Below are 21,417 nucleotides of genomic sequence, written 5' to 3' on the forward strand. Positions count from 1 at the left end.
AGGCGCCCCGTCAGGACGTCACGGCCTCTGCACGAGCCACCACCGGCCTTGCCACGCGCTGTGGCACAAGCTTCGCCTGCACCTCGACCGCCGCCTCCAGCACCTTCTGCGTCCAGGCCTTGTCCTTCGGGCAGACCACCACCACACGGAAACCGTGATCGTCGCCTTCGATCCGCACGCCTTCGGAGTCGTCCACATGCAGGTCGATATCGAAGGCCGGCGGGAATTTCGACGGCATCTTCTCGAAGCCGCGTGCAGTCACCACATGGTGATGCCGGTCGCTGTTGACCACGCCGTCGACGCGGATGCCATACAGCATCAGCCAGCGACGGATATAGGAAGGGGTACGCCCGGAAGAGGTGTAGATCCAGATGCTGCAACCCTGGCGGCGCAGGTCGCGGATCAACGAGCGGGTACCGCTGCGCAGCGGTTCGCCCAGCCAGCGGTGGATGAAGTCAGGCAGTCGGCTGTCTTCGGCAGGACTGTGATGCGGCAGGCAGGCCAGCGTGTCGTCGATGTCGAACGACACGCGGATGCGCGGGCGGTCCAGGGCATGGCCGATGGCCTGCCATGCCCTTCTTCCGCTGGCCTGCGTTCGTTCGAGCATTCGGTACCTGGCCATCATTGGTTCTCCTGATAAATCGGCATGCGCGGTGCACTCAGAAAGAATTTCCCCGGGGCCGGCGCCCTGGACTCCAGGAAAGCCGCGTACTTCTTCTTGATCTTGGGCAACTCGTACAACGCCTTGACGCCATGCTTGGCAGAGTTGCGGATGACCGAGGACGGGTTGAAGTAGCCCTCGGCGTTATCCAGCGACAACACGAAGGGCGGCAGCCCGGCGCGCATCAACAGGTAGCTGACGATCAGCGAGCCGGTGCGGTTGTTGCCCTCGATGAACAGCTGCGGCTTGCTGAGGATCCGTACGTACACCCCGGCCGCCCGTTTCCACACCGAGTCGCTGCGGTAGGCACAGTACCAGTTGTAGAGGTCCTTGATGCCGCCTTCGACGTTGTTGAAGAAGTGCTCTTCGGTGGCCGCGAGGTGCTGGGCAAACTCCCGACGGCGTACAGGATCGCTGCCGCACAACACGGTGGCATTGATCTCGAGCATCAGGTTGAGCTGACGCAACTCGAACAGGTCGACGCCCCGGGCAACATAGTCATCAATCAGCGCATAGCCTTCAAGCACATTTTCCAGGACCTCGTCGGTGAACGGGTCGCGGGGCTCGACGAAATGCCGGCTGAGCTCGGCGAAGTGCCCCTGCACTTCGCGCAAGGCCTGTTCTACCGCTGAAAGATTGAGACGATGCGTCACACCCATGGACATTTCCGCTGAAGGCTGGACAGACGATTAGGCGACCTGGCGCGGCAGGCCCTTGGGTCTGCGACGCCAGGTCGCCTGTTGGAGACGGTATGACTCAGCTGAACTTGCCGCTGATGTAGTCGTCCGTCAGTTGTTCGCGCGGGTTCTGGAAGATCTGCGTGGTCGGGCCCATTTCCACCAGGTAACCGGTACGGCTGCCTTGCGAAATGTCCACCGAGAAGAACGCCGTGGTGTCGGCCACGCGAATCGCCTGCTGCATGTTGTGGGTCACCAGGGCGATGGTGTAGTCCTTCTTCAGTTCGACCATCAGTTCCTCGACGCGGCGGGTGGCGATCGGGTCGAGTGCCGAGCAGGGCTCATCGAGCAACAGCACTTCCGGCTCGGTGGCGATGGCCCGGGCAATGCACAGGCGCTGCTGCTGGCCGCCGGAGAGGGACAGGCCGCTGACCTTGAGCTTGTCCTTGACTTCATCCCACAGCGCCGCGCCTTGCAGGGCGTGCTTGACGCGGTCGCCGATATCGCCCTTGTAGCGGTTCAGGCGCAGGCCGAAGGCGACGTTGTCGAAGATGCTCATGGAGAACGGGTTCGGCTGCTGGAACACCATGCCGATGTAGCGGCGCACCACCACCGGATCGACGCCCTTGCCATAGACGTCCTGGCCAAGGAAGTGCACATGGCCTTCGAAGCGGAAGCCCTTCACCAGGTCGTTCATGCGGTTCAGGCTACGCAGCACGGTACTCTTGCCGCAACCGGAAGGACCGATGAAGCCGGTGATCTTGTTCTTTTCGATCGGCACGTGGCTGTCGCGGACCGCCATGAAGTTGCCGTAGAAGATCTTGTCCAGCTTGCAGTCCATGACCACTGGAGCCTGGCTGGCCACGGGAGCGGCCTGTTGCGCGGCGGATACGTTCAAGTTCGGATGCTCCCTTTCTTAATACTTGGGCTTGCCGAAGATACGGCTGACGATATTGACCAGCAGCACGATGATCACCAGGACCAGCGAGGCCGCCCATGCGAGTTCGAGCTGGTTGTCGAACGGCATGCCGGAGAAGTTGTAGATCAGTACCGCCAGCGAGGCCGTGGGGTTCATCACCGCCAGGCTGCCTTCGTGGTAGATCCAGTAGTTGCTGAACAGCGCGGTGAACAGCAGCGGAGCGGTTTCGCCGGCGGCACGGGCCACGGCCAGCATCACCCCGGTGAGGATCGCCGGCAGGCCGGTCGGCAGGATGATCTTCATGATCACCTGGGCGCGGGTGCAGCCCATGCCGTAGGCGGCGTCCTTCATGATCTTGGGCACCATCTTCATGGCTTCCTCGGCGGTCAGCACGACGATCGGCAGCATGAGCACGGCCAGGGCCACGCCACCGGCCGGTGCCGAATAGGTGCCGGTGGTCATCACCACCAGGGCGTAGGCGAATACGCCCGCCAGGATCGACGGCAGGCCGGTGAGCATCTTCGCGGCGAAGCGCGCGGCGTTGGCCAGCTTGCTGTCAGGGCCCAGTTCGGCGAGGAACACCGCCGCCAGGATGCCGACCGGCACGGCGATGGCCGCGGCGATGCCGACCATGACGAAGGTGCCGGCCATGGCGTTGCCGAAGCCCCCACCCATTTCGAAGCCGGTGGGTGGCAGTTCGGTGAAGACCTCCAGGCTCAGGCGCGCACCGCCCTTGGTGATCAGCATGTACAGCACGGAAATCAGCGGCACGCTGGCCACGATCGCGATGATCCACGCCAGGCTGGTCAGGACCAGGCTGCGCAGGGCACGGCCTTCGAAGCGGCGCTGCAGGCTGGGCAGCGCGGTTACCGGTTGCGACAGGTCGGTCATTATTTGTTCCCCCGCTGGGCGTAGAGCATGAGCAGCGATCCAAGCACGTTCACCAGCAGGGTGATGAACATCAGCACCAGTGCTGCATACATCAGCACCTCGACCTCGTTCGGGCCGGCCTCCGGGAAGTTCAGGGCGAGCAAGGCGGCCAGGGTGTTGGCCGGGGCGAACAGCGACACCGAGAGGGTGTTGGCATTGCCTACCAGCATGGCCAGGGCCATGGTTTCACCCAGTGCCCGGCCCAGGCCGAGCACCAGGGAGCCGAAGATGCCGGTGGCGGCAGAAGGAACCATGACCTTGAGGATCGCTTCCCAGTGGGTGGTGCCCAGGCCATAGGCGGCCTGCTTGGTTTTCATCGGCACGCTGGCCAGGGCGTCCTGGGAAACAGCGGCAACGGTCGGCAGGATCATGATCGCCAGCACCAGCGCCGCCGGCAGCAGGCCGGGGCCGCTCAGGGAGGTACCGAAGAACGGAATCCAGCCCAGCTCGCTGTTCAGCCAGGCGGTCAGCGGGCGGATCGCCGGGATCACTACATAGATGCCCCACAGGCCGTAGACCACGCTGGGGATGGCGGCGAGCAGTTCGACGATGGTGCGGAATACGGCGGCGAGTTTCGCCGGGAGGAAATCCTGGGTCAGGAAGATCGCCATGCTGACGCCGAAGAAACCGGCGATGAGCAGTGCGATGAAGGCGCTGTACAGCGTGCCCCAAATGGCTGGCAGAATTCCGTATTTGCCTTGGTTGACGTCCCAGACCGTGCCGAACAGCACATCCAGGCCGTGCTTCTCCATACCTGGCAGGGCCTTGCGCCCGATCTCGAAGATCAGCGCGAGCACCAGCGCCAGGATCAGCGCCACACCGATGCGGGCCAGGCCGCGGAAGATGCGATCGACCAGGAAGTCCTTCGCCGAGGGTGGCCGGCAGGCGGAGTCGGGGTTATCCGGTATGTCAAATGGGGTGTTCATCGATTGCTTCCGGTACAAGGGCAAACGCTCCCGGGGCAACAGGCGCCGGGAGCGTGCTGGCAGTCTTACTGGATGTTGGCGGACGCTTTGCGTACCTGCTCGACAACCGATGGCGGCAGCGGGATGTAGCCCATGGAGTCGGCGATTTTCTGGCCTTCGGTGAGGCTGTACTCGATCATGTCGCGCATGGCCTTGGCCTTGGCCGGGTTACCGTTGTCCTTGCGGAAGATCATCCAGGTGTAGGACGTGATCGGGTAGGACTTGGCACCGTCCGGATCCGGCAGCCAGGCCACCAGGTTTTCCGGCATTTTCACTGCGGCCAGCGCTTCGGCACCGCTTTCGGCGTTAGGCACCACGTACTGGCCGGCCTTGTTCTGCAGCGCGGCGAAATCGACCTTGGCCAGCTTGGCGAAGCCGTACTCGATGTAGCCGATGGCGCCCGGGGTCTGGCGCACGGTGGCGGTGATACCGTCGTTCTTCGGCGACTTGATGAACTTGTCGGTCGCCGGCCAGTTCACCGTGTTGCCCTCGCCCAGCGCTTCCTTGAATGCAGGGTTGATGGCCGACAGGTGCTTGGTGAATACGGCGGTGGTACCGCTGGAGTCAGCGCGCACGACCACGGTGATCGGGGTGGCCGGCAACTTCAGGTCCGGGTTGGCGGCGACGATCTTTGGATCGTTCCACTGGGTGATCTTGCCCAGGAAGATGTCGGAATACACATCGCGTGGCAGCTTCAGGCCCTTCGGGTTGCCCGGCAGGTTGTAGGCCAGGACGATTTCGCCGGCGGTCATCGGCAGCAGTTGCACACCCTCGCCGACCTTGGCGATTTCCTCGTCTTTCATGGCCGAGTCACTGGCGGCGAAATCGACGGTCTTGTTCAGGAAATCCTGCACACCGGCACCACTGCCCTTGGATTGGTAATCAACCGTTACGCCAGCGGTGTTCTTGCTGAAATCCTTGAACCAGGTCAGGTAGATCGGCGCAGGGAAACTGGCACCGGAACCGGTCAGGCGGATGTTTTCGGCGAAAGCCGTGGTGGCGAACAGGGAAACCGAAACGGCGAGTGCAGCGGACTTCATCAGGCGTTTCATCTAGAAAGTGCTCCGTGTGATGGCCGAGGCACTTTGCCGAAACTTTATGACAGTAATGTGAATATTAGGTGGCGACCGACCGATATCAATCAGCTATCAATGCTGACGGCCCTCAGCGCTTGAGCAGCGCTTCGACACCCCGGAGCAACGCCTCCAGCGCGAACGGCTTGGTCAGTACCAGCCCTGCCGGCTCCAGTGGCGAGTTCTCCAGCACCTCCGGCCGGGCATAGCCGGTCATGAACAGCACCGGCAGCCCGGGCCTGGCCGCGCGGCTCTCGACTACCATGCGATGCCCGTCCATGCCGCCAGGCAGGCCGATGTCGGTCACCAGCGCATCGATGCAGATATCCGAACGCAGCAGGCGCAGCCCGGCCTTGCTGTCCGCTGCCTCGATCACCGCATAGCCCTGCCCGGCGAGGGTTTCGCTGACGAAGGCACGCACCGAGGCTTCATCTTCCACCACCAGTACCGTGGCTCCGCGGGCTGCACCGGGGATCTCTTCACCGGCCCCGGCCATGGCCGGCGCGGCGACCGGCAACGCCCGGGCCGGCAACGACAGGAACACCCGCGTTCCGCCGCCCTCCTCGGACTCGATCCGCACCTGACCGCCGGACTGCCGGGCGAAGCCATAGATCATCGGCAGCCCCAGCCCGGAGCCGGCACCAACCGACTTGGTGGTAAAGAAGGGTTCGAAGACCTTGGCCAGGACTTCCGGGCTCATCCCGCAACCGTTGTCCTCGACGGCGATGGTCAGGTAGTCGCCAGGCGGCAGGTCCTGTTCGCCACCGCGCTGGTCGAAGGTGCGGATGCGCAGGTCGCCCCCTCCGCGCAAGGCATCGCGGGCATTGATGCACAGGTTCAGCAGGGCATTCTCGACCTGGGCCGGATCGACCAGGCAGGTCTTGAGCACCGACTCGAGCTGCACCGAGACCTCGATGGTCGGGCCGACGGTGCGCTGGATCAGTTCCTCCATGCCGCTGACCAGGGCGTTGATATCGGTCGGCACCGGCTGCAGCGTCTGTTGCCGGGAAAAGGCCAGCAAGCGATGGGTCAAGGCCGCCGCCCGTTGTGCCGCGCCCTGGGCCACCGCGACATAACGCTCGAGGTCGGCGGTGCGCCCCTGGTTCAGGCGCAGCTTGATCAGGTCAAGGCTGCCGGTGATGCCCGCCAGCAGGTTATTGAAGTCGTGGGCGATGCCACCGGTGAGCTGGCCGACGGCCTCCATCTTCTGCGCCTGGCGCAAGGCTGCCTGGGCCGCCTCGTTTTCGGCGACGGCTTCGCTGATCCGGGTTTCCAGGGTCCGGTTGAGGTCCAGCAGGGCCTGTTCGGCAGCCTTCTTGGCCGTGACGTCGATGGAAGAGCCGATCAGCCCGATCACCGCCCCCGTGTCGTCGCGCAATGGCGCCTTCATCGATAGCCAGATGGCGGCGGTGCCGTCGGCCATATCGACACGTTCCTCGATCTGCTCGGCCTTGCCGCCCTGCATGATGCGCCGGTCGGTTTCCATGACCTGCCGGGCCTGGTCCTTGTCTTCGAGGAACTCCAGGTCGGTCTTGCCGATATAGAACGACGGAGGCTTGCCGATCAGTTCGGTGGTGCCGTGATTGGCGACCAGCATCCGCCCGTCCAGGTCCTTGGCGTAGACGACCCCGGGCACCGCGGCGGCGAAGGTGCGCAGCAGCGCCGAGACCCGGTCTCGCTCGGCTTCCGCCGCCCGCCGCGACTCGATATCGATCAGCACGCCGGGGAAGCGCACGGCCTGGCCCTGGCTATCCAGCTCACAGTGCCCGCTGGCTTCGATCCAGCGGTAGCAGCCGTCTTCCTGGCGAACCCGGTACTCGCAGCGGAACGCCCCGCCCTGTTGCATGGTGCGCTGGATATCGGCGGCGACCCGCTCGACATCCTGCGGATGGATCGAGGTAAAGGCTTCCTCGATCGGCATCCCGGCCCGGCATTTGTCCAGGGGCAGGCCGAACGCCCGGGAAAAGCGCTGGTCGGCAGTAACGCTGTTGTTGGGGATGTCCCAGACCCAAATGCCGGTGATGGCGCCGGCGTCCAGGGCCAATTGCAGGCGCTCGCGGGCGTCGCCGGCATCGGACGCGGTGGGTTCTGAATTCATGCCTGACCTCGCGGCGACGTGTCGAACTTTGCACGGAAACTTTGCACGGAAACGATATCCGATTGCCATTACGCAGGGAAAGACAGTCGTACGCCAGGATAAATTCCCCACGACATGAAATTTCGCTGCGCCAGGTGAATGTCATTCGTCGAACCACAGACACTTCCGCCCGCCCCCGGCCCTCCCAACCGTAGGGGCGCGATGTCCGCGCCTGGAACAGGAGAACACGCATGCCAATCGACCACAACGGCCCGGATGCGCCTTACCCGGGCCCCGACGAAGCGCCGGAAAACCACGGGCATGGCTCCGGGCTCGAGCAAAGCCCCTCCGAGCCCAGGCAGGAAAACGACGAACGCCCGGAAGACTGGAACCCGCCCCCTGGCAATCCCGGCTCGGACCAGGATGCACAACTGGAGCGCGACAATGGCACGGCAAGGACCGACAGCCTGATCGATCAGGAATGAGAGGTGCACATGGCAGACGAAAATCGACCCGATGAGGAACAGGCTCCGGATGTGCAATCCGAGGCCGAAAAGACATCGCTCGAGGAAGCGATGCCCGATGTGGATGCCAATAACTCGGTGTCCAGCGAACATCCTGAGCCGGACTGAGCGGCACCAAAGGTGCCCTGTGGAGCAGGCAAGCCAGCTCCTACAAGGTCAGCGCAGATCCTGAGCATTGCGCAGCACCTGTGGGAGCTGGCTTGCCAGCGATGAGGCCGGCAAAGGCAAAGAGGTTGCCAGGTCGGGCCAAATCGCTGGCAAGCCAGCTCCCACAGGGTCGGTGTCAAGCGCTCGAAGGTGCTCAGCGCACCAGGCAAGGCCGCTTGTTATCGAAGGTCCATCCCGACACCAGGTACTGCATCGCCACCGCGTCATCCCGGGCGCCAAGGCCCATATTGCGATAGGTCTCATGGGCCTGCATCAAGGCATCCCAATCCAGCTCGACTCCCAGCCCCGGCTTCGTCGGCACCTGCACCAGGCCACCCTCGATCTTCAGCGGCTCGCGGGTCAGGCGCTGGCCGTCCTGCCAGATCCAATGGGTGTCGATGGCCGTGACGTTGCCCGGCGCCGCCGCCGCGACATGGGTGAACATCGCCAGCGAGATATCGAAGTGGTTGTTGGAGTGCGAGCCCCAGGTCAGCCCCCAGTCATTGCACATCTGCGCCACCCGCACCGAACCCTGCATGGTCCAGAAATGCGGGTCGGCCAGGGGGATGTCCACCGACTGCAACTGGATCGCATGGCCCATTTGTCGCCAGTCGGTGGCGATCATGTTGGTGGCGGTACGCAGCCCCGTGGCGCGGCGGAACTCGGCCATCACCTCGCGACCGCTATAGCCATTCTCGGCACCACAAGGGTCTTCGGCATAGGCCAGCACATGATGTTGGTCGCGACACAGGGCGATGGCTTCCTTCAGCGACCAGGCACCATTCGGGTCAAGGGTGATGCGCGCCTCGGGAAAGCGCTCGGCCAGGGCCGTTACCGCTTCGATCTCCTCGCCGCCGCGCAGCACGCCGCCCTTGAGCTTGAAGTCCTTGAAGCCGTAGCGCTGGTAAGCGGCCTCGGCCAGGCGTACCACCCGCTCCGGGGTCAGGGCTTCTTCGTTGCGCACGCGGAACCAGGCGTCATCGGCATCGTCTTCGCTGCGGTACGGCAGGTCGGTGCGCTGGCGGTCGCCGACATAGAACAGGTAGCCGAGCATCTCGACGGCATCGCGCTGCTGCCCTTCCCCCAACAACGCCGCTACCGGCACTTCAAGGTGCTGGCCAAGCAGGTCGAGCAAGGCCGACTCCAGTGCGGTAACGGCGTGCACGGTGATGCGCAGGTCGAAGGTCTGCAGACCCCGCCCACCTGAATCGCGATCGGCAAAGGCATGGCGCACCTTGTTCAGCAGGCCCTGGTAGTTGCCGATGGACTGGCCGACCAGCAGGTCGCGAGCGTCTTCGAGGGTCTTGCGAATCGCTTCGCCACCCGGCACCTCGCCGACACCGGTACGCCCGGCATTGTCCTTGAGAATCAGCACATTGCGGGTGAAGTACGGGCCATGGGCACCGCTGAGGTTGAGCAGCATGCTGTCGTGGCCGGCCACCGGCACCACCTGCAACTCGGTGATCAGCGGTGTGGCTTGGGTGGCATGGTTCAATGCATTCATCGAGATTTCCTTGTGCTTTTGTTCTAGGCGGAATTGAACGGGCCTCGGATGATCCAGCGAGGATGCAAGTCATCGTACAACCTGGCGATCATCATGGAGTGGATAACGTTATCATTCAAGTAGCCGCAAGGACTTTTTGTCGGGCAAGGGGGAGTTCAGGTGCTGGCGCGTTCGATGAGATGGAACCCTGTATCGTGCCGTTCGACTGCCTTGCCACCGGCCAGACGGCGCAACAGCGCCTCGGCGACCGTGCGGCCCATGACGGCGGAGTTGACACTGATGGTGGACAACGCCGGGTGCGCATACTGGCTGTCGACGGTGTCGCCGAAGCCGAGCACGGCGATCTCCTCGGGAACGCGCAGCCCTTGTGCGGTGGCCTCTGCAAGGGCGCCGAGGGCCACGCTGTCGGAGCTGCAGAACACCAGTTGCGGGCGTGGGTCGCGCTGCAGCAGGCGACGCAGCCCTTCCCTGCCGACCGACCAGGTGGAGGGCAGCGGCAGTACTTCGACCGGCACATCCTCGATGCCGAGCTGCGCCAGACGCCGGGTCAGCCCTTCGCAGCGGCGGATGCCACGGGGGTCATCCACCGTGATCACGGAGAAACGCTGGTAGCCCTTGCCATGGAAATGCTCGGCAACCAGTTGTCCTACCTCTTCATGAGAAAAACCGACCTGCATATCCAGGGCGTGCTCGCCAAGATCCCAGGCCTCGACCACCGGGATCCCCGCCGAAGCCAGGCGCGCCCGGCTGCCGTCGGTGTGCAGGGTACCGGTCAGTACGATGGCATCCGGACGACGCCCAAGGATCGCCTCCAGCAGCGCCTCTTCCTTTTCCGGTGAATAGCCGGTCGGGCCGAGCAACGAGTGATAGCCCGCCTCGGTCAGGCGCTCCATGACGGACTGGACCAGGGTGGCGAAGATCGAATTGGCCAGGGTTGGCAGGAGGATCGCCACCAGGCGGCTCTTGCTGCTGGCCAGGCTGCCGGCCAGCAGATTCGGCACGTAGCCCATCTCGCGGACCACTTCCAGCACCCGTTCGCGGGTGGCTTCGCTGACCCGTTCGGGCGGTGCAGGGCTCGCGAAACAGTGATTGGCGACACGCCCGCGACCCGGGCCACGTCGATCACTGTGACCGGGATCGCGCCTTGTTCGGTGAGGGCCAGTTCTCTTCTGGATTTTCTTGCCACGAATGATCTTCCAACACGGATGGTTCGGCGGCCTGGAGATTAACAAATCAAGGCCCGTGCCGCGCCTTCAGCCGCGCCAGGGTCGCTTCGTCGACCTCCCCGGTCACCGGCAGTTCGTTGCGCTGCTGGAACAGGCGCAACATGTCGCGAGTCGGCTCATCCAGCTCGCCACTCCCGCTAACCGGATAACCCAGGTTGGCAAGCCGGTTCTGCACGCCTTCCAGGGTGTCCAGCGGGCGCAACTCGCGGAGCTTGAGCAACAACCGGCGGCGCGTCGCGCCCTGGCCGACCCAGAGCACTGCGTCATCCTGGTCCGGGCGTACCCAGTGCTCGATGATGCCATTGGCAGGGACCCAGGACTCGATGCGTTGCTGGTCGATTTCCAGGACGTAGGGCACACCCTGTTCGGGAAGGTCGTTGAGTTCCAGTTTCAAACGAATCTTCGATGGCACGCCACGGCGGCGAAAGGTGCTGCGCTGATCCAGCGGGGCGGGCTTCCACTGCTGGCGGCGCTCGGGAATGAACAGGCGGTCGCCCGGGTGGAGCACCAGTCCTTCACGCTTGCTGTTGCGCAAATCGGCGTTTTCGGGAGCCGCCCAGACGGTTTCCCATATCAGGCCATGGGCGAATCCCAGGCTTTCAGCGGTGTCCTTGAGGCCGATGGTGATCCACATGGGAGGTCTTTGACTATCCGGGGGCGGGTTGCTCTATTCTGCATCAATCTCAAACTGCGCTCAAAAGGCCATCATGATTCGGATCAGTACAGCTGGACTGGACGACTACATCAAACCCTTGGGCTTCGCTAAAGCCACCAATGCCTTGATCGAGGAATGGGAGGACGGCAATACCGTCACGGTCAAGGACAGCGACACCGATATCCCGCTTTACCTTCCCGGCTTCGAAAGTGCGAGATTCAAGGGGCTGTGGAGCAAGATCAACAAGAAGCTGGTGGAGATGCAGCATGGAAAATGCGCGTATTGCGAGGCCAAGATGGCTGCCACCAGCCAGGCCGACGTCGAACACTTCCGCCCCAAGGCCGGCTACGATCCTGCCACCGGCGGCGTGGAGTCAGCCATGCTTGGCGCACGCGGGATTGTCCGCTCGGGCTATTTCTGGCTGGCCTACAACGCCGGCAACTATTACGCGGCGTGCCGCATCTGCAACGAGGTGTACAAGAAGAACAAGTTCGACCTGATGCCCGGATCACCCCGGGCGACCTACGGCAAACCGGCTCAGGAACAGCCGGCCTTCGTCGACCCGGGCGCGGAGGATCCACGCCTTGTCCTGCGTTTCGACCCTTACACCGCCAAGGCGGTACCCAGCAAGCTCTGGGATGAATACATACGACGCAAGGGCGAGAACGATCCGCTGGTACCACGGCCGGTACCGGTACTGGCCCAATTGAGCAAATCGCAATTGCAGTCCCAGCAGGACACTGCCCAGGCAATCTGCAGCATCCTGTGGAATGCCGCTCGGGAAGTATGCGTAGCCGTGAACAAGCAGGACCCGCGCTATTTACTGCAGGATCTTTCGCTGCGCGCGACCTACGCCGAGCAGCGCAAAGGCGAATTCACCTGGGACAATCCGATCCGTGATCAGCCTTATCAGAATTATGCCCAGGCCGGCCAGGGCATCATCGAGCGCGGCCCACAGGCCATGGCCAGATACTTCGTACTTGCCTGGTTGTTCGAGGTTGATCCGAACTCGCAGCACTTCGTCATACTGACCAATGTGCTGGCCTCGAGTCTCAAGTTATCGGACCAGCACGCTCTCGCCGCCCGCCAGTACGTCGAGAGTTGCCAGAAAAGCCTGGTTCTCTCGCCCGTAGACCAATTGCTCGCGACCGACGGCCAGACCAGCCGTGCAGTCTATTGCATCATCCACCTCGGATTGAACCGCACCGAGCTGATCCGCGCCCGGGCCGAGCACCTGATGAAGATCCGTGCCCTGTTTTTGTTCCTGAAAAACAACGGGCTGACTCAACACGAGCTAGAGGCGATGCTGAACCAGTGCTTCGCCAAGGATCCAGTCGATCAGGTGTCCGATGCACCGGACGAACTGGACGCGGCAATGACAGCGCTGGGCCATGCCGTGTCCAGGGCCGGCCAGTTTGCCTCCGCGACCCTGGATGCCCTGTTGGCCTGGAGAGTGGAACTGCCGCTGGCGCGTCCGACTCCGCACAATATCCTCACCACCCAGGGCGCCCCCTCCGAGCCATGGCTGGCACGTTACTACCGCCTCGCCATCCAGCCCTTGCAGCCTGACACGGAAGACGACGAGGACCAGTCCGATGACAGCGACAACACACTGGATACCTCCGACCCGGACCCCTCCACCCAAAAACTGACTCCGGCCGATTGCGGCTACTTTTGCGCCTTGCAGCGATTCGGCGTACGCCTCGCGCTGCTGCGTTCCCGTTTCGGCCTGTCCGTGCCTGAGGGGGACATCCTGTCCGCAACCGTTCTGAAGAATTCCAGCAAGCCCGATGAGGAAACGGAGCTGCTCTTCGCCGAGGAAGTGCGCCGCCTGCTGGCGTACCACGCAACGCCGGAGGATATCGTGGAGAAGTCCTATATCCCTGCCTGGGCCGGCACCAATGCCAAGGGATACTGGGCGTATGTGGACAAGCAGGCGAAAAATACCGGGTATACGGATTTAATGGTTGATGGGGCACCTTCACCCCATCAATCTGATACCACCCTCAGATGGTTGATAGATCGACTCCGTAGTTGAGTTCCTCTGCGAAGTCCGGCAGTCCGTAACCGATGGTTTTCTTGTAGAAAGGAGAGACCTTCGCAGTCGGTGCCTTCTTCTTGTGCTTCGTGGTGTAGAGCATTCGTGCCCGCATCACCTCGAAGGAGTAACCGCGCCCTTCACGGTTCTTGTCCTTGGCCAGTCGGTTGATGGACTCCGTGTAAGCGTTGGTGACGGGCATGTCCGTCTCGAAGTAGGTCATGGTCTCTTCGCGCCAGTTTCCCACTGCCCTGACCAGATCGCTCCAGACTTCCTTTTGGCCCTTCGGGATGGTGGCTATCCACTCGTCCAGGGCGGCTTCTGCCTGGAGCCGTGTGGTGGCGTCCCAGATGCCGTAGAAGCGCTCCTTGTGCTCGTAGGCGGCCAGCAGTTGCGGGAACGCGCCTGTCCAGGTCTCCATGATGAGGCGCTCCCGGTCTGAGACTTCGTGAGCGCGTTTCAGCAGGATTTTCCGGTCTCCCTTGAGAGTCCGGCTCTGGGACGGTTTCAGCTCCTTTCTGAGGCCCTTGCGCACTCTCTCTAGGGCATCGTTGGCCATGCGCACCACATGGAACTTATCGACCACGATACGGGCCTGGGGCAGCACAGCCTTGACCGCTGCCCGGTAGGGGTTCCACATGTCCATGCTGACGATCTCGACCTTCTGCCGGTCTTTCAGCTTCATCAGGTAGTTGGTCACCACGTCCTGGCGGCGGGTGGCCAGCAGGTCGAGCAGGGTTCGCTCCTCAATGTTGGTCAGAATGCAGCGGTAGCGCTTGTTCAGGTATAGCTCGTCAATGCCCAGGATGCGGGGCGTCTCGAAGCGGTGCCAGCGCCCCAGGAACTCGGCGCGGGCGTTGAAGATGTCGCGCACCGTCTTCTCGTCCAGGCCGGTCTGTGCCGCCACAAAGGTGTAGGGGTGGTTGAAGGATTCCTTCTCCACGTACTCATGCAGCCGCAGTGTCATACGGAATCCGTCCACCATCTCCGGTAGCTGGGGCCTGAATGTTGTCTTGCAGGCCCGGCAGGTGTATCGGCGGCGGACCACCCAGAGAGTGACCCGCTTGCCGTGGATGGGCAGATCACGATAGGGAACGTCACGCTTGCCGAACCGTACGAACTCACCCTGCACGCCGCATTCCTCGCAGGCGATGGGATCGGGCACGTCCACCTGGAAGTGCATTTCGTCGTCGGTTGATTTGCAGCCCAGTACTTGGTATTGCGGCAGGTGAAGGATGTTGTCGGGAAGTTCGGTCATGGTGTTGTATAGGCGTAGGTGTCAGTCAGATCCATCCGACTCGGCATTGGTGTTTGCTTTTTTACCCAACAAGCTGCTGGAAACGAAAAGTAAGGCACCGAGGACAATTGCAATATCAGCCAGGTTGAAGGCCGGCCAATGCCAGTCTCGCCAATAGAAATCAAAGGAATCCACAACATAGCCGCGAAAGACCCGGTCAATCAGGTTGCCCATGGCGCCACCGAGGATAAGACTGTAAGCGATGGCTTCTCCTTTATGACGATTTTCAAGGATCAGCTTGATCAGAAAAATCGAGACCACTACCGCGATTCCGATAAAAAAGTAGCGCTGCCAGCCTCCACCATTCGCAAAAAGACTGAATGCGGCACCGGTGTTCCATAGGTGCACCCAGTTAAAGAACGGGGTCACCGAAACATACTCGCCATAGGCCATTGATTGCTGCACCAGCCACTTTACAGCCTGATCAGACGCTGCCAGCAGGCCCGATATGGACAATAGGGCATACGGCGAGAGCTTTTTGCCAATAATGAGCATTATTTAACCCTTCAACGCCAAAATGCGTCTGGCACCGTTAAGTACAATGCCCCCCGCGATGGTGCCGATAATCAGATCCGGATAATTGGAACCGGTCCACGCGACCAGGGCGCCGGCGGTGATGACCCCCAGGTTGATCACCACGTCGTTGGCCGAGAATATCCAGCTTGCCTTCATGTGCGCCCCGCCTTCCCGATGTTTGGATATGAGCAGCAGACAACTGGTATTGGCAATCAATGCGACGAATGCGATAGCCATCATCACCAGCGATTCAGGCTCACTACCGAATACAAAGCGTCTCACCACCTCTACGAGCACGCCCACAGCCAAGATCAGTTGCAGTACACCAGCAAGATGCGCGGCACGTACCTGCATTTTCACGCTATGTCCAACCGCATAAAGGGCAAGCCCGTACACCGCCGCATCGGCAAAATTGTCCAGGGATTCTCCAATCAGGCCGGTGGACCGGGCGATCAGACCGGCAGTCATTTCCACCACGAACAGAAGTGCATTGATGCCGAGCAACCAGCGCAGGGTCCCGGATTCTTGCTTAGCAGAAGCTGCCGAAAACTCGGCGGCCTTGATGGTCTCCGGATTTGCAGCGACGGTTTCCTGAAGCGAGGCGCCTAGCCCCAAGGTCTTCAGTTTCGAGGTGACGGGCTCGACCTCGCCGTCATGCACGACCTTCAGCCGGCGGTTCGACAAGTCGAAGGACAGCGCCCGAATCTCCTCAAAGCCGTTCAGGGCTAGGCGAATCATTCGTTCTTCTGATGGACAGTCCATCTTCGGCACGGCATAAACACTGACCCATCTCCCTGGCGCCTCGGAGGAGGCCTGTATATCGGTATCCGCTGCGGACGTTGCATCACCGCCACAGGCGCCACCACAGGATTTGCTCATGATACGACTCCACTTGAACAATGTTGTGGTACCATTTAAAACTATAAAGCTACTATAAGGTCAATAGAGTAAAGAATCCGTTGGGGAGGAGGCTGATGCGCATTGGTCAGTTGGCGCAGTTGGTAGGGGTCGAAACACAGACGATCCGCTTCTATGAACAGCAGGGCTTGTTGCCGCCGCCTGATCGGCAGGACAACGGTTACCGTGTCTATACCGAGAAGCATGGTGAGGGGCTGGCCTTCATCCGTCGCTGCAGAATCCTGGGCCTGTCACTGGCTGAGATTCACGAACTACAGAGCTATGAGGACGACCCTCATCAGCCTTGTACCGCCGTCAACGCCTTGCTCGATGATCACATCTCTCATGTGCGGTCGCAGATAACCGCTCTGCAAGCGCTTGAGAAACAACTCGTTTCACTGAGAGCGAGTTGCAACGATGACCGGGAAGTTGAGGCGTGTGGGGTTCTTGCTGGGAATTAGCGAAGGAAACATGCACCAGCAGTAGGTGAAGCATCAACCAGATAATCCGATGAGATGCCGGTCTGTCTCACTCTCATGCAAAGGTAAGATCAACCATTTAATCCGCTTACCCAAAATACCGATCGGGAACTGGAAAAAGCTTACGCGGCCCTGGCGAAGGCCCAGGGCTCCAAGCACAAACCCGCGTTTCTCGACAAAGCCGCGGTAAAGGCATGGTGGAAAAAGGCCTATCCGAAGAAGAAGACCTACCCCAAAGGGTTAACCTGAGGTGGACAACTCGCTCCAGGCATCCTGGTCGAGGCGAGGAAAACATACACGGCAGGTTCCAGACTCCGTCAGGCGTTCCGCGCGACCGATGCCTTGTTCATCCAGATACCCGCGCAGGCGACGCCCCGAGGGCAGCTCGATCAGGTATTCCTCCCAGGGAATCGGCGCGTCGTCCTCGCCGAGCAACTCGATCTCGATCCAGTGCAGCGGCGTTTCAGTCTCAATGCTATTTGTACAGGGCATGACAGTCTGGTCGTAGGGGTGCTCGCTGAATTGCGTCATGCCCTGCCCTCCCCGATCCAGCGGGACAGGCTCTCCAGCCTGGCACCAGGGTCGGCGCCATGCCGGCTGAGGATGCTCAGCGCCTGGGGAGGCAGACAGACGTCGCCTGAAACCCCGGCGGCGTATTGCAGCAGCAACTCCGCAAGCCGCGCCACATCGCGTTCGGCTTGCAGCCCGAAATCGGCGGCCAGGCTACGTGAGCAGGCGATCGCGTCACGCACGGGTCCGGTGTGGCCGCAGTCGCGCAAATGCCGCTCCAGGCGCAGCGCAAAGTCCTCGGCCAGGGCGGCACGCAACGAGGCCATCTGGTGTTCGGCAATGGTCAGCATATGCAAGGCTCCTCAGCGCCGGAACAAACTACTTGATTAGCCGCCCGGGCACAAAAGCGCTTGATCATGACCGGGCTGCGCGGCCTCATCGCTGGCAAGCCAGCTCCCACAAGGACCGCGTGCGTCGCCAAACCTGTGGGAGCTGGCTTGCCAGCGATAGGGCCAACAGCAACACCCTCAGATACTGCGGGTCACCCCACCATCCACCTTGAGATTCTGCCCGGTGATGTAAGCGGCGCCATCACTGGCCAGGAAGGCAATGGTCGCCGCGATCTCCTCGCTGGTTCCATAGCGCTTGAGCGGCACGCTGTCGCGGCGCTGGTCGGTGGCCGGCAGGCTGTCGATCCATCCGGGCAATACGTTGTTCATGCGCAGGTTATCGCCGGCATAGGTATCGGCAAAGATCTTGGTAAAGGCCGCGAGCCCGGCGCGAAACACCGCCGAGGTCGGGAACAGGTCCACCGGTTCGAACGCCCAGGCCGTGGAAATGTTGATCACCACCCCGCCCTGCTGGCGCTGCATGATCGGCGCTACCAGCCGGGTCGGGCGGATCACGTTGAGCAGGTAGGTGTCCATGCCCTTGTGCCAGTCTTCGTCGCTGATCTCGAGGATCGGCGCCCGCGGGCCATGGCCGGCGCTGTTGACCAGCACATCGATCCGGCCCCATTTCTCCATCACTGCATCCACCAGGCGTTGCAGGTCTGCCACCGACTGGTTGCTGCCGGTCACCCCGACACCGCCCAGTTCCCGGGCCAGCGCCTCGCCCTTGCCGGACGACGAGAGGATCCCGACCTTGTACCCGTCGGCAGCCAGCCGCCGCGCCGTGGCTGCGCCCATGCCGCTGCCGGCGGCGGTGATGATCGCGGTTTTTTCGACTGCCATGTTGCCTCCTGGGGTTCGGACTCTTGATGTTTCGAGTCCCTACACCCTAGCAGCCGATGCGAGGACCAGGGAGACAGGAAGAGCATGCCAAGCCAGTAGCTCAGCTATCGGCTGCCTGTTCCTTGAGCCACTCCTTGACCACCTGCAACAGCGGCGACTGCCGGGCCTTGCGCGGCCAGACCAGGTAGAACGCCTTGTCCAGGCGCAGCTCCTGGGTGAACACCTGGGCCAGGCGGCCAGCGGCGATATCCTCCTTGACGAAGGCATGGCTGGCCAGCGCGATGCCCTGCCCGCCGATGGCCGCCTCGATGGCCAGGGACGTCTGGTTGAAGCGCAGGTTTCTGGCGCTCGGCGAAGGATGGCCGGGGAACAGCGCGGCGACGAACAGCGGCCAGTAATGGTGGGCGTCATGCAGTGCGACAAAGCCCTGCAGCGCCTCGAAGGTCTGCGGGGTGCCCTTCTGCGCCAGTAACGCTGGACTCGCCACGGCCACTACCCGTTGCTCCATCAGCAACTCGGTGTTCAGGCCGCCACCGAAGGGCGGCTGTCCGTAGCGCACGGCAATATCGACGCCCTCGGTGTGGAAATGCGACAGGCGATCGGTGGCCAGCAAGCGCAGGTCGATCTGCGGATAGTGCTCGGCGAAATCGCCCAAGCGCGGCATCAACCAGCGGGAGGCAAACGACGGGGTCACGCTGATGGTCAATTGTTCGGACTGCGGACGCAGCAGGCGGGTCGCCTCGTCGATCATCGCCAGGGCGCTGCGGATGCTGACGCTGTAGCCGCGACCGGCGTCGGTCAGGCCAAGGCCCCTGGGCAGGCGCTCGAACAGGCGAACCCCGAGGCTCGCCTCCAGGCCACGGATCTGCTGGGCCACGGCGGCCTGGGTCAGGCCCAGTTCCTCGGCGGCAAGGCGGAAATTCAGATGCCGCGCCACCACTTCGAACATGCGCAGGGCGTTGAGTGACGGCAAGGCGGGAAAGCCTGGGGGCATGGCAATGGGATTTCTATTGGCTGGGAGGGAGATTCTGGTACCAGGGCAGCTTGGCGTAAAGGTCGGCAGAAAGTCGCTCGACCTCTTCAGCCCTCGCCCGCCTGCGCTATGCCCTGTCCTGCCTGATCAGCTGTCGATTATCTGCGCCGCTTGCTGGGTGGCCTGCGCCTGCCGGGCCGACACGGCCTGGCTGTCGAAGTCGGCCGCCCCCGGCAACGCTGGCCAGGCCGACGGGCCGCTGGCGATTTCGTCCGGGCTCAGCAGACAGTGGTCGAGCTCGCGTTGCAGCGCCTGGGTGTCCAGGTCCTGGCCGATGAACACCAGTTCCTGGCGGCAATCGCCGACGATGCTGTCCCACTTGGCCGTGATGCCCTGCAGGCGATAATGGTCTTGCGGCCATTGCGACGGGTCGATGAAGCGCCACCAATGCCCCACGTAATCCCACTGGAATTGCTTGCCGCTGTGCACCAGCAACGCGGTTTCGCGGTGGCGGCTGGCGAGCCAGAAATAGCCTTTGCTGCGCAGCAACCGACCGTTGCGCCAGGGACGGGCAAGAAACGCGAGCAAGCGTTGCGGATGGAACGGGGCGCGTTCGCGATACACCCACGACACCACGCCATAGGTGTCCGACTCGGCAGCCGGTGTGTCGTGCGCGTCCATCCGTTTCATCCAGCCGGGCGCTGCAGCAAGGCTGGGCAGATCGAACAGCCCGGTGCCAAGAATGCTCGACAGCGCTACGTTGCCGGCGACCATCGGCAGGACCCTGTGGGAGCTGGCTTGCCAGCGATGAGGCCCTCAGCAACACAGCTGAAACCAGCCCCTCGCCAGAACATCACAAGCCCCGGATAATCCCCTCCAATTGAAGTGCCTCATCACAAACGGAGTGGACAATGGACTTCCCCGACAGACTCTGGGAATGGTACGGGCAAGATGAATACAAGCGGATACTTGCCGTGTGCCTCGCCATCCCGGCGCTCGACTTCCTGGCAGCCACGGCAGAGGTGCAACGCTACTCGATCCCCTCCTGCCCGGCCTGTGAGACCTGGTCGGAGAAGATGTTGCCGGTCAATGAGGTGCTGGAGGTCGCAGGCAAGGCCCTGCCGATGGACGTGCGAGCGGCGCTGGAAAAGGTCTGGCAGCTAAGCAACGACCTGTCCGAAGCCGCCTTTCACTGTGGAAACCAGCACATGTTCATCCATGAGGAATGGCAGCCACTGCGGGACGCAGCAGCCCACGCGCTGGACCTACTCGGCGCGAAGGCACTGGCACCGCATCTGGACGAACTGACACTGGATTGCCGAAATATCATTCTGGGAAGAAAGCCGAACTGATGGAAATCGAACAAGCAGCCTACGAGGAATTCCTGCGCCTCTGGCATTCGGACAGCTTCGATCAGCAGCGGCTGGGTCAGGCGTTCTACAACCATTTCCGACTGCACAAGCTTACAGACCAGAGCCCTCTCCACGAGCTGTACGAAGCCAAGGGTCAGCAAGCCCTGCAACTGATCTCCCAGCTCTTCACCCTCAAATAAGCACACTGCAAATCAAGGTAGGAGCGAGGCTTGCCCGCGAAGCCCCCCCTGTGTCTAAGCCCACCTGCAACCTCATATTCCCCAACAGTTCCGCGACCTCTGCCAGCCACCGATCCCAAGCACAACACGCCACCTGTGGGAGCTGGCTTGCCAGCGATTGCGCCAGTGAATCCACCACAACAATCACTACAGAACCATCAGCATCCGCCTGCAACAGCTCCGCCTCGCTCGGATTGCCTGCCGAGCTGCCACCCCGCTGAATATCCATGACCGATTCCATCCATCCGTGAAGACACACCCCACAGCCCTATCTCAAATATCCAGCTAAAACTGCCATTCTTTCCTACAAAACCTCTCCCGCTTCCGGCTTTCATGTAGGCAATTTCCCAAGCATACTTTTCCGCCTCTTCAGCCGTTGCACATCTGGAAATGGTTACCTAGTCTTCGCCGGTCGCTGCTGTTTGGCGGCTCAGGTTTGGTAGCCTGACTTCTGACTTCAGGCGTGCACGTCCCATCAACCCAGTCGGCCCAACCCGGCTGGTTTTGTTATGGCGGCTGTACGCTG

General features: G+C 62.1%; 22 protein-coding genes and 3 pseudogenes. 6 read left to right on the plus strand and 19 right to left on the minus strand.

From position 1 onward, the window contains the following. Nucleotides 1-10: 10 nt before the first annotated feature. The 7 genes from CSV86_RS12005 to CSV86_RS12035 form a co-directional block, all read right to left on the minus strand. Complete coding sequence (locus CSV86_RS12005) at nucleotides 11-622, minus strand: hypothetical protein (protein WP_009400291.1); 612 nt, start codon at nucleotides 620-622, stop codon at nucleotides 11-13. Continuing rightward, nucleotides 622-1,320 (minus strand): hypothetical protein, encoded by a 699-nt coding sequence (locus tag CSV86_RS12010; RefSeq protein ID WP_009400292.1) that lies wholly within the window; start codon nucleotides 1,318-1,320, stop codon nucleotides 622-624. The genes CSV86_RS12005 and CSV86_RS12010 overlap by 1 nt, the downstream gene beginning before the upstream one ends. Nucleotides 1,321-1,417: 97 nt before the next feature. After that, nucleotides 1,418-2,179: a phosphate ABC transporter ATP-binding protein PstB gene (pstB, locus tag CSV86_RS12015; RefSeq protein ID WP_051032704.1), complete on the minus strand. Its 762-nt coding sequence runs from the start codon at nucleotides 2,177-2,179 to the stop codon at nucleotides 1,418-1,420. A 75-nt stretch (nucleotides 2,180-2,254) separates the two neighbouring features. Further along, complete coding sequence (gene pstA / locus CSV86_RS12020; protein ID WP_009400294.1) at nucleotides 2,255-3,148, minus strand: phosphate ABC transporter permease PstA; 894 nt, start codon at nucleotides 3,146-3,148, stop codon at nucleotides 2,255-2,257. Then, nucleotides 3,148-4,113, minus strand: a complete 966-nt coding sequence (gene pstC, locus CSV86_RS12025) for a phosphate ABC transporter permease subunit PstC (protein ID WP_009400295.1) — start codon at nucleotides 4,111-4,113, stop codon at nucleotides 3,148-3,150. Before pstC ends, pstA begins: the two co-directional genes overlap by 1 nt. Nucleotides 4,114-4,178: 65 nt before the next feature. Next, nucleotides 4,179-5,204: a phosphate ABC transporter substrate-binding protein PstS gene (pstS, locus tag CSV86_RS12030; RefSeq protein WP_009400296.1), complete on the minus strand. Its 1,026-nt coding sequence runs from the start codon at nucleotides 5,202-5,204 to the stop codon at nucleotides 4,179-4,181. 112 nt (nucleotides 5,205-5,316) lie between these two features. Then, on the minus strand, nucleotides 5,317-7,323 hold the full coding sequence (locus CSV86_RS12035; RefSeq protein ID WP_009400297.1) for a hybrid sensor histidine kinase/response regulator: 2,007 nt from the start codon (nucleotides 7,321-7,323) through the stop codon (nucleotides 5,317-5,319). A 230-nt stretch (nucleotides 7,324-7,553) separates the two neighbouring features. Here CSV86_RS12035 and CSV86_RS31915 point away from each other — a divergent pair, with 230 nt between their 5' ends. After that, entirely contained in the window at nucleotides 7,554-7,787 is a 234-nt protein-coding gene (locus CSV86_RS31915; RefSeq protein WP_009400298.1) for a hypothetical protein, read from the plus strand. A 9-nt stretch (nucleotides 7,788-7,796) separates the two neighbouring features. Then, nucleotides 7,797-7,934, plus strand: a complete 138-nt coding sequence (locus tag CSV86_RS31920) for a hypothetical protein (RefSeq protein WP_009400299.1) — start codon at nucleotides 7,797-7,799, stop codon at nucleotides 7,932-7,934. 193 nt (nucleotides 7,935-8,127) lie between these two features. On the opposite strand, the gene gudD is transcribed toward CSV86_RS31920, so the two are convergent. The 3 genes and pseudogenes from gudD to CSV86_RS12055 form a co-directional block, all read right to left on the minus strand. Continuing rightward, a complete protein-coding gene (gene gudD / locus CSV86_RS12045) occupies nucleotides 8,128-9,477 on the minus strand; it encodes a glucarate dehydratase (RefSeq protein ID WP_009400300.1) in 1,350 nt (449 codons plus the stop codon). A gap of 155 nt (nucleotides 9,478-9,632) precedes the next feature. Beyond that, nucleotides 9,633-10,663, minus strand: a pseudogene (locus CSV86_RS12050) (LacI family DNA-binding transcriptional regulator). Nucleotides 10,664-10,710: 47 nt separating this feature from the next. Further along, nucleotides 10,711-11,337, minus strand: a complete 627-nt coding sequence (locus CSV86_RS12055) for a peptidoglycan-binding domain-containing protein (RefSeq protein ID WP_009400302.1) — start codon at nucleotides 11,335-11,337, stop codon at nucleotides 10,711-10,713. A 73-nt stretch (nucleotides 11,338-11,410) separates the two neighbouring features. Here CSV86_RS12055 and CSV86_RS31390 point away from each other — a divergent pair, with 73 nt between their 5' ends. Then, nucleotides 11,411-13,396 (plus strand): HNH endonuclease family protein, encoded by a 1,986-nt coding sequence (locus tag CSV86_RS31390; RefSeq protein ID WP_205346239.1) that lies wholly within the window; start codon nucleotides 11,411-11,413, stop codon nucleotides 13,394-13,396. On the opposite strand, the gene CSV86_RS12065 is transcribed toward CSV86_RS31390, so the two are convergent. From CSV86_RS12065 to CSV86_RS12075, 3 genes are read right to left on the minus strand one after another with little or no spacing between them, the layout of a single operon-like run. Beyond that, nucleotides 13,365-14,654 carry an ISL3-like element ISPpu12 family transposase gene (locus CSV86_RS12065; protein ID WP_004574636.1) on the minus strand — a complete coding sequence of 430 codons (1,290 nt, stop codon included), beginning with the start codon at nucleotides 14,652-14,654 and terminating at the stop codon, nucleotides 13,365-13,367. The two genes, CSV86_RS31390 and CSV86_RS12065, sit on opposite strands and share 32 nt — an antisense overlap. Nucleotides 14,655-14,675: 21 nt before the next feature. Next, complete coding sequence (gene lspA, locus CSV86_RS12070; RefSeq protein ID WP_003821921.1) at nucleotides 14,676-15,188, minus strand: signal peptidase II; 513 nt, start codon at nucleotides 15,186-15,188, stop codon at nucleotides 14,676-14,678. Nucleotides 15,189-15,191: 3 nt separating this feature from the next. After that, on the minus strand, nucleotides 15,192-16,088 hold the full coding sequence (locus CSV86_RS12075) for a cation efflux transmembrane domain-containing protein (RefSeq protein ID WP_004364974.1): 897 nt from the start codon (nucleotides 16,086-16,088) through the stop codon (nucleotides 15,192-15,194). A 95-nt stretch (nucleotides 16,089-16,183) separates the two neighbouring features. On the opposite strand from CSV86_RS12075, the pseudogene cadR reads away from it, so the two are divergent. Beyond that, nucleotides 16,184-16,592 (plus strand): annotated as a pseudogene (cadR, locus tag CSV86_RS12080) (Cd(II)/Pb(II)-responsive transcriptional regulator). A gap of 233 nt (nucleotides 16,593-16,825) precedes the next feature. Here cadR and CSV86_RS12085 read toward each other — a convergent pair. From CSV86_RS12085 to CSV86_RS12105, 5 genes and pseudogenes are all read right to left on the minus strand, one after another. Next, entirely contained in the window at nucleotides 16,826-17,116 is a 291-nt protein-coding gene (locus CSV86_RS12085) for a hypothetical protein (protein ID WP_009400304.1), read from the minus strand. Beyond that, nucleotides 17,113-17,445 (minus strand): hypothetical protein, encoded by a 333-nt coding sequence (locus CSV86_RS12090; RefSeq protein ID WP_009400305.1) that lies wholly within the window; start codon nucleotides 17,443-17,445, stop codon nucleotides 17,113-17,115. The genes CSV86_RS12085 and CSV86_RS12090 overlap by 4 nt, the downstream gene beginning before the upstream one ends. Before the next feature lie 177 nt (nucleotides 17,446-17,622). Further along, complete coding sequence (locus tag CSV86_RS12095) at nucleotides 17,623-18,327, minus strand: SDR family oxidoreductase (RefSeq protein ID WP_009400306.1); 705 nt, start codon at nucleotides 18,325-18,327, stop codon at nucleotides 17,623-17,625. 100 nt (nucleotides 18,328-18,427) lie between these two features. Continuing rightward, nucleotides 18,428-19,321 (minus strand): LysR substrate-binding domain-containing protein, encoded by an 894-nt coding sequence (locus tag CSV86_RS12100; protein ID WP_037060551.1) that lies wholly within the window; start codon nucleotides 19,319-19,321, stop codon nucleotides 18,428-18,430. A 126-nt stretch (nucleotides 19,322-19,447) separates the two neighbouring features. Further along, nucleotides 19,448-20,086: pseudogene (locus CSV86_RS12105) on the minus strand (CobW family GTP-binding protein); the annotation flags it as partial. A gap of 125 nt (nucleotides 20,087-20,211) precedes the next feature. On the opposite strand from CSV86_RS12105, the gene CSV86_RS12110 reads away from it, so the two are divergent. Both CSV86_RS12110 and CSV86_RS12115 read left to right on the plus strand, forming a co-directional pair. Continuing rightward, nucleotides 20,212-20,652, plus strand: a complete 441-nt coding sequence (locus CSV86_RS12110; RefSeq protein ID WP_009400309.1) for a hypothetical protein — start codon at nucleotides 20,212-20,214, stop codon at nucleotides 20,650-20,652. Beyond that, on the plus strand, nucleotides 20,652-20,852 hold the full coding sequence (locus CSV86_RS12115) for a hypothetical protein (RefSeq protein WP_009400310.1): 201 nt from the start codon (nucleotides 20,652-20,654) through the stop codon (nucleotides 20,850-20,852). Before CSV86_RS12110 ends, CSV86_RS12115 begins: the two co-directional genes overlap by 1 nt. Here CSV86_RS12115 and CSV86_RS12120 read toward each other — a convergent pair. Further along, nucleotides 20,845-21,120, minus strand: coding sequence for a hypothetical protein (locus CSV86_RS12120; RefSeq protein WP_170394616.1), 276 nt, complete (start codon nucleotides 21,118-21,120; stop codon nucleotides 20,845-20,847). The two genes, CSV86_RS12115 and CSV86_RS12120, sit on opposite strands and share 8 nt — an antisense overlap. Nucleotides 21,121-21,417: the final 297 nt, after the last annotated feature.

Origin of the sequence: Pseudomonas bharatica CSV86 (assembly GCF_000319305.2) — a bacterium.
Classification (GTDB): domain Bacteria; phylum Pseudomonadota; class Gammaproteobacteria; order Pseudomonadales; family Pseudomonadaceae; genus Aquipseudomonas; species Aquipseudomonas bharatica.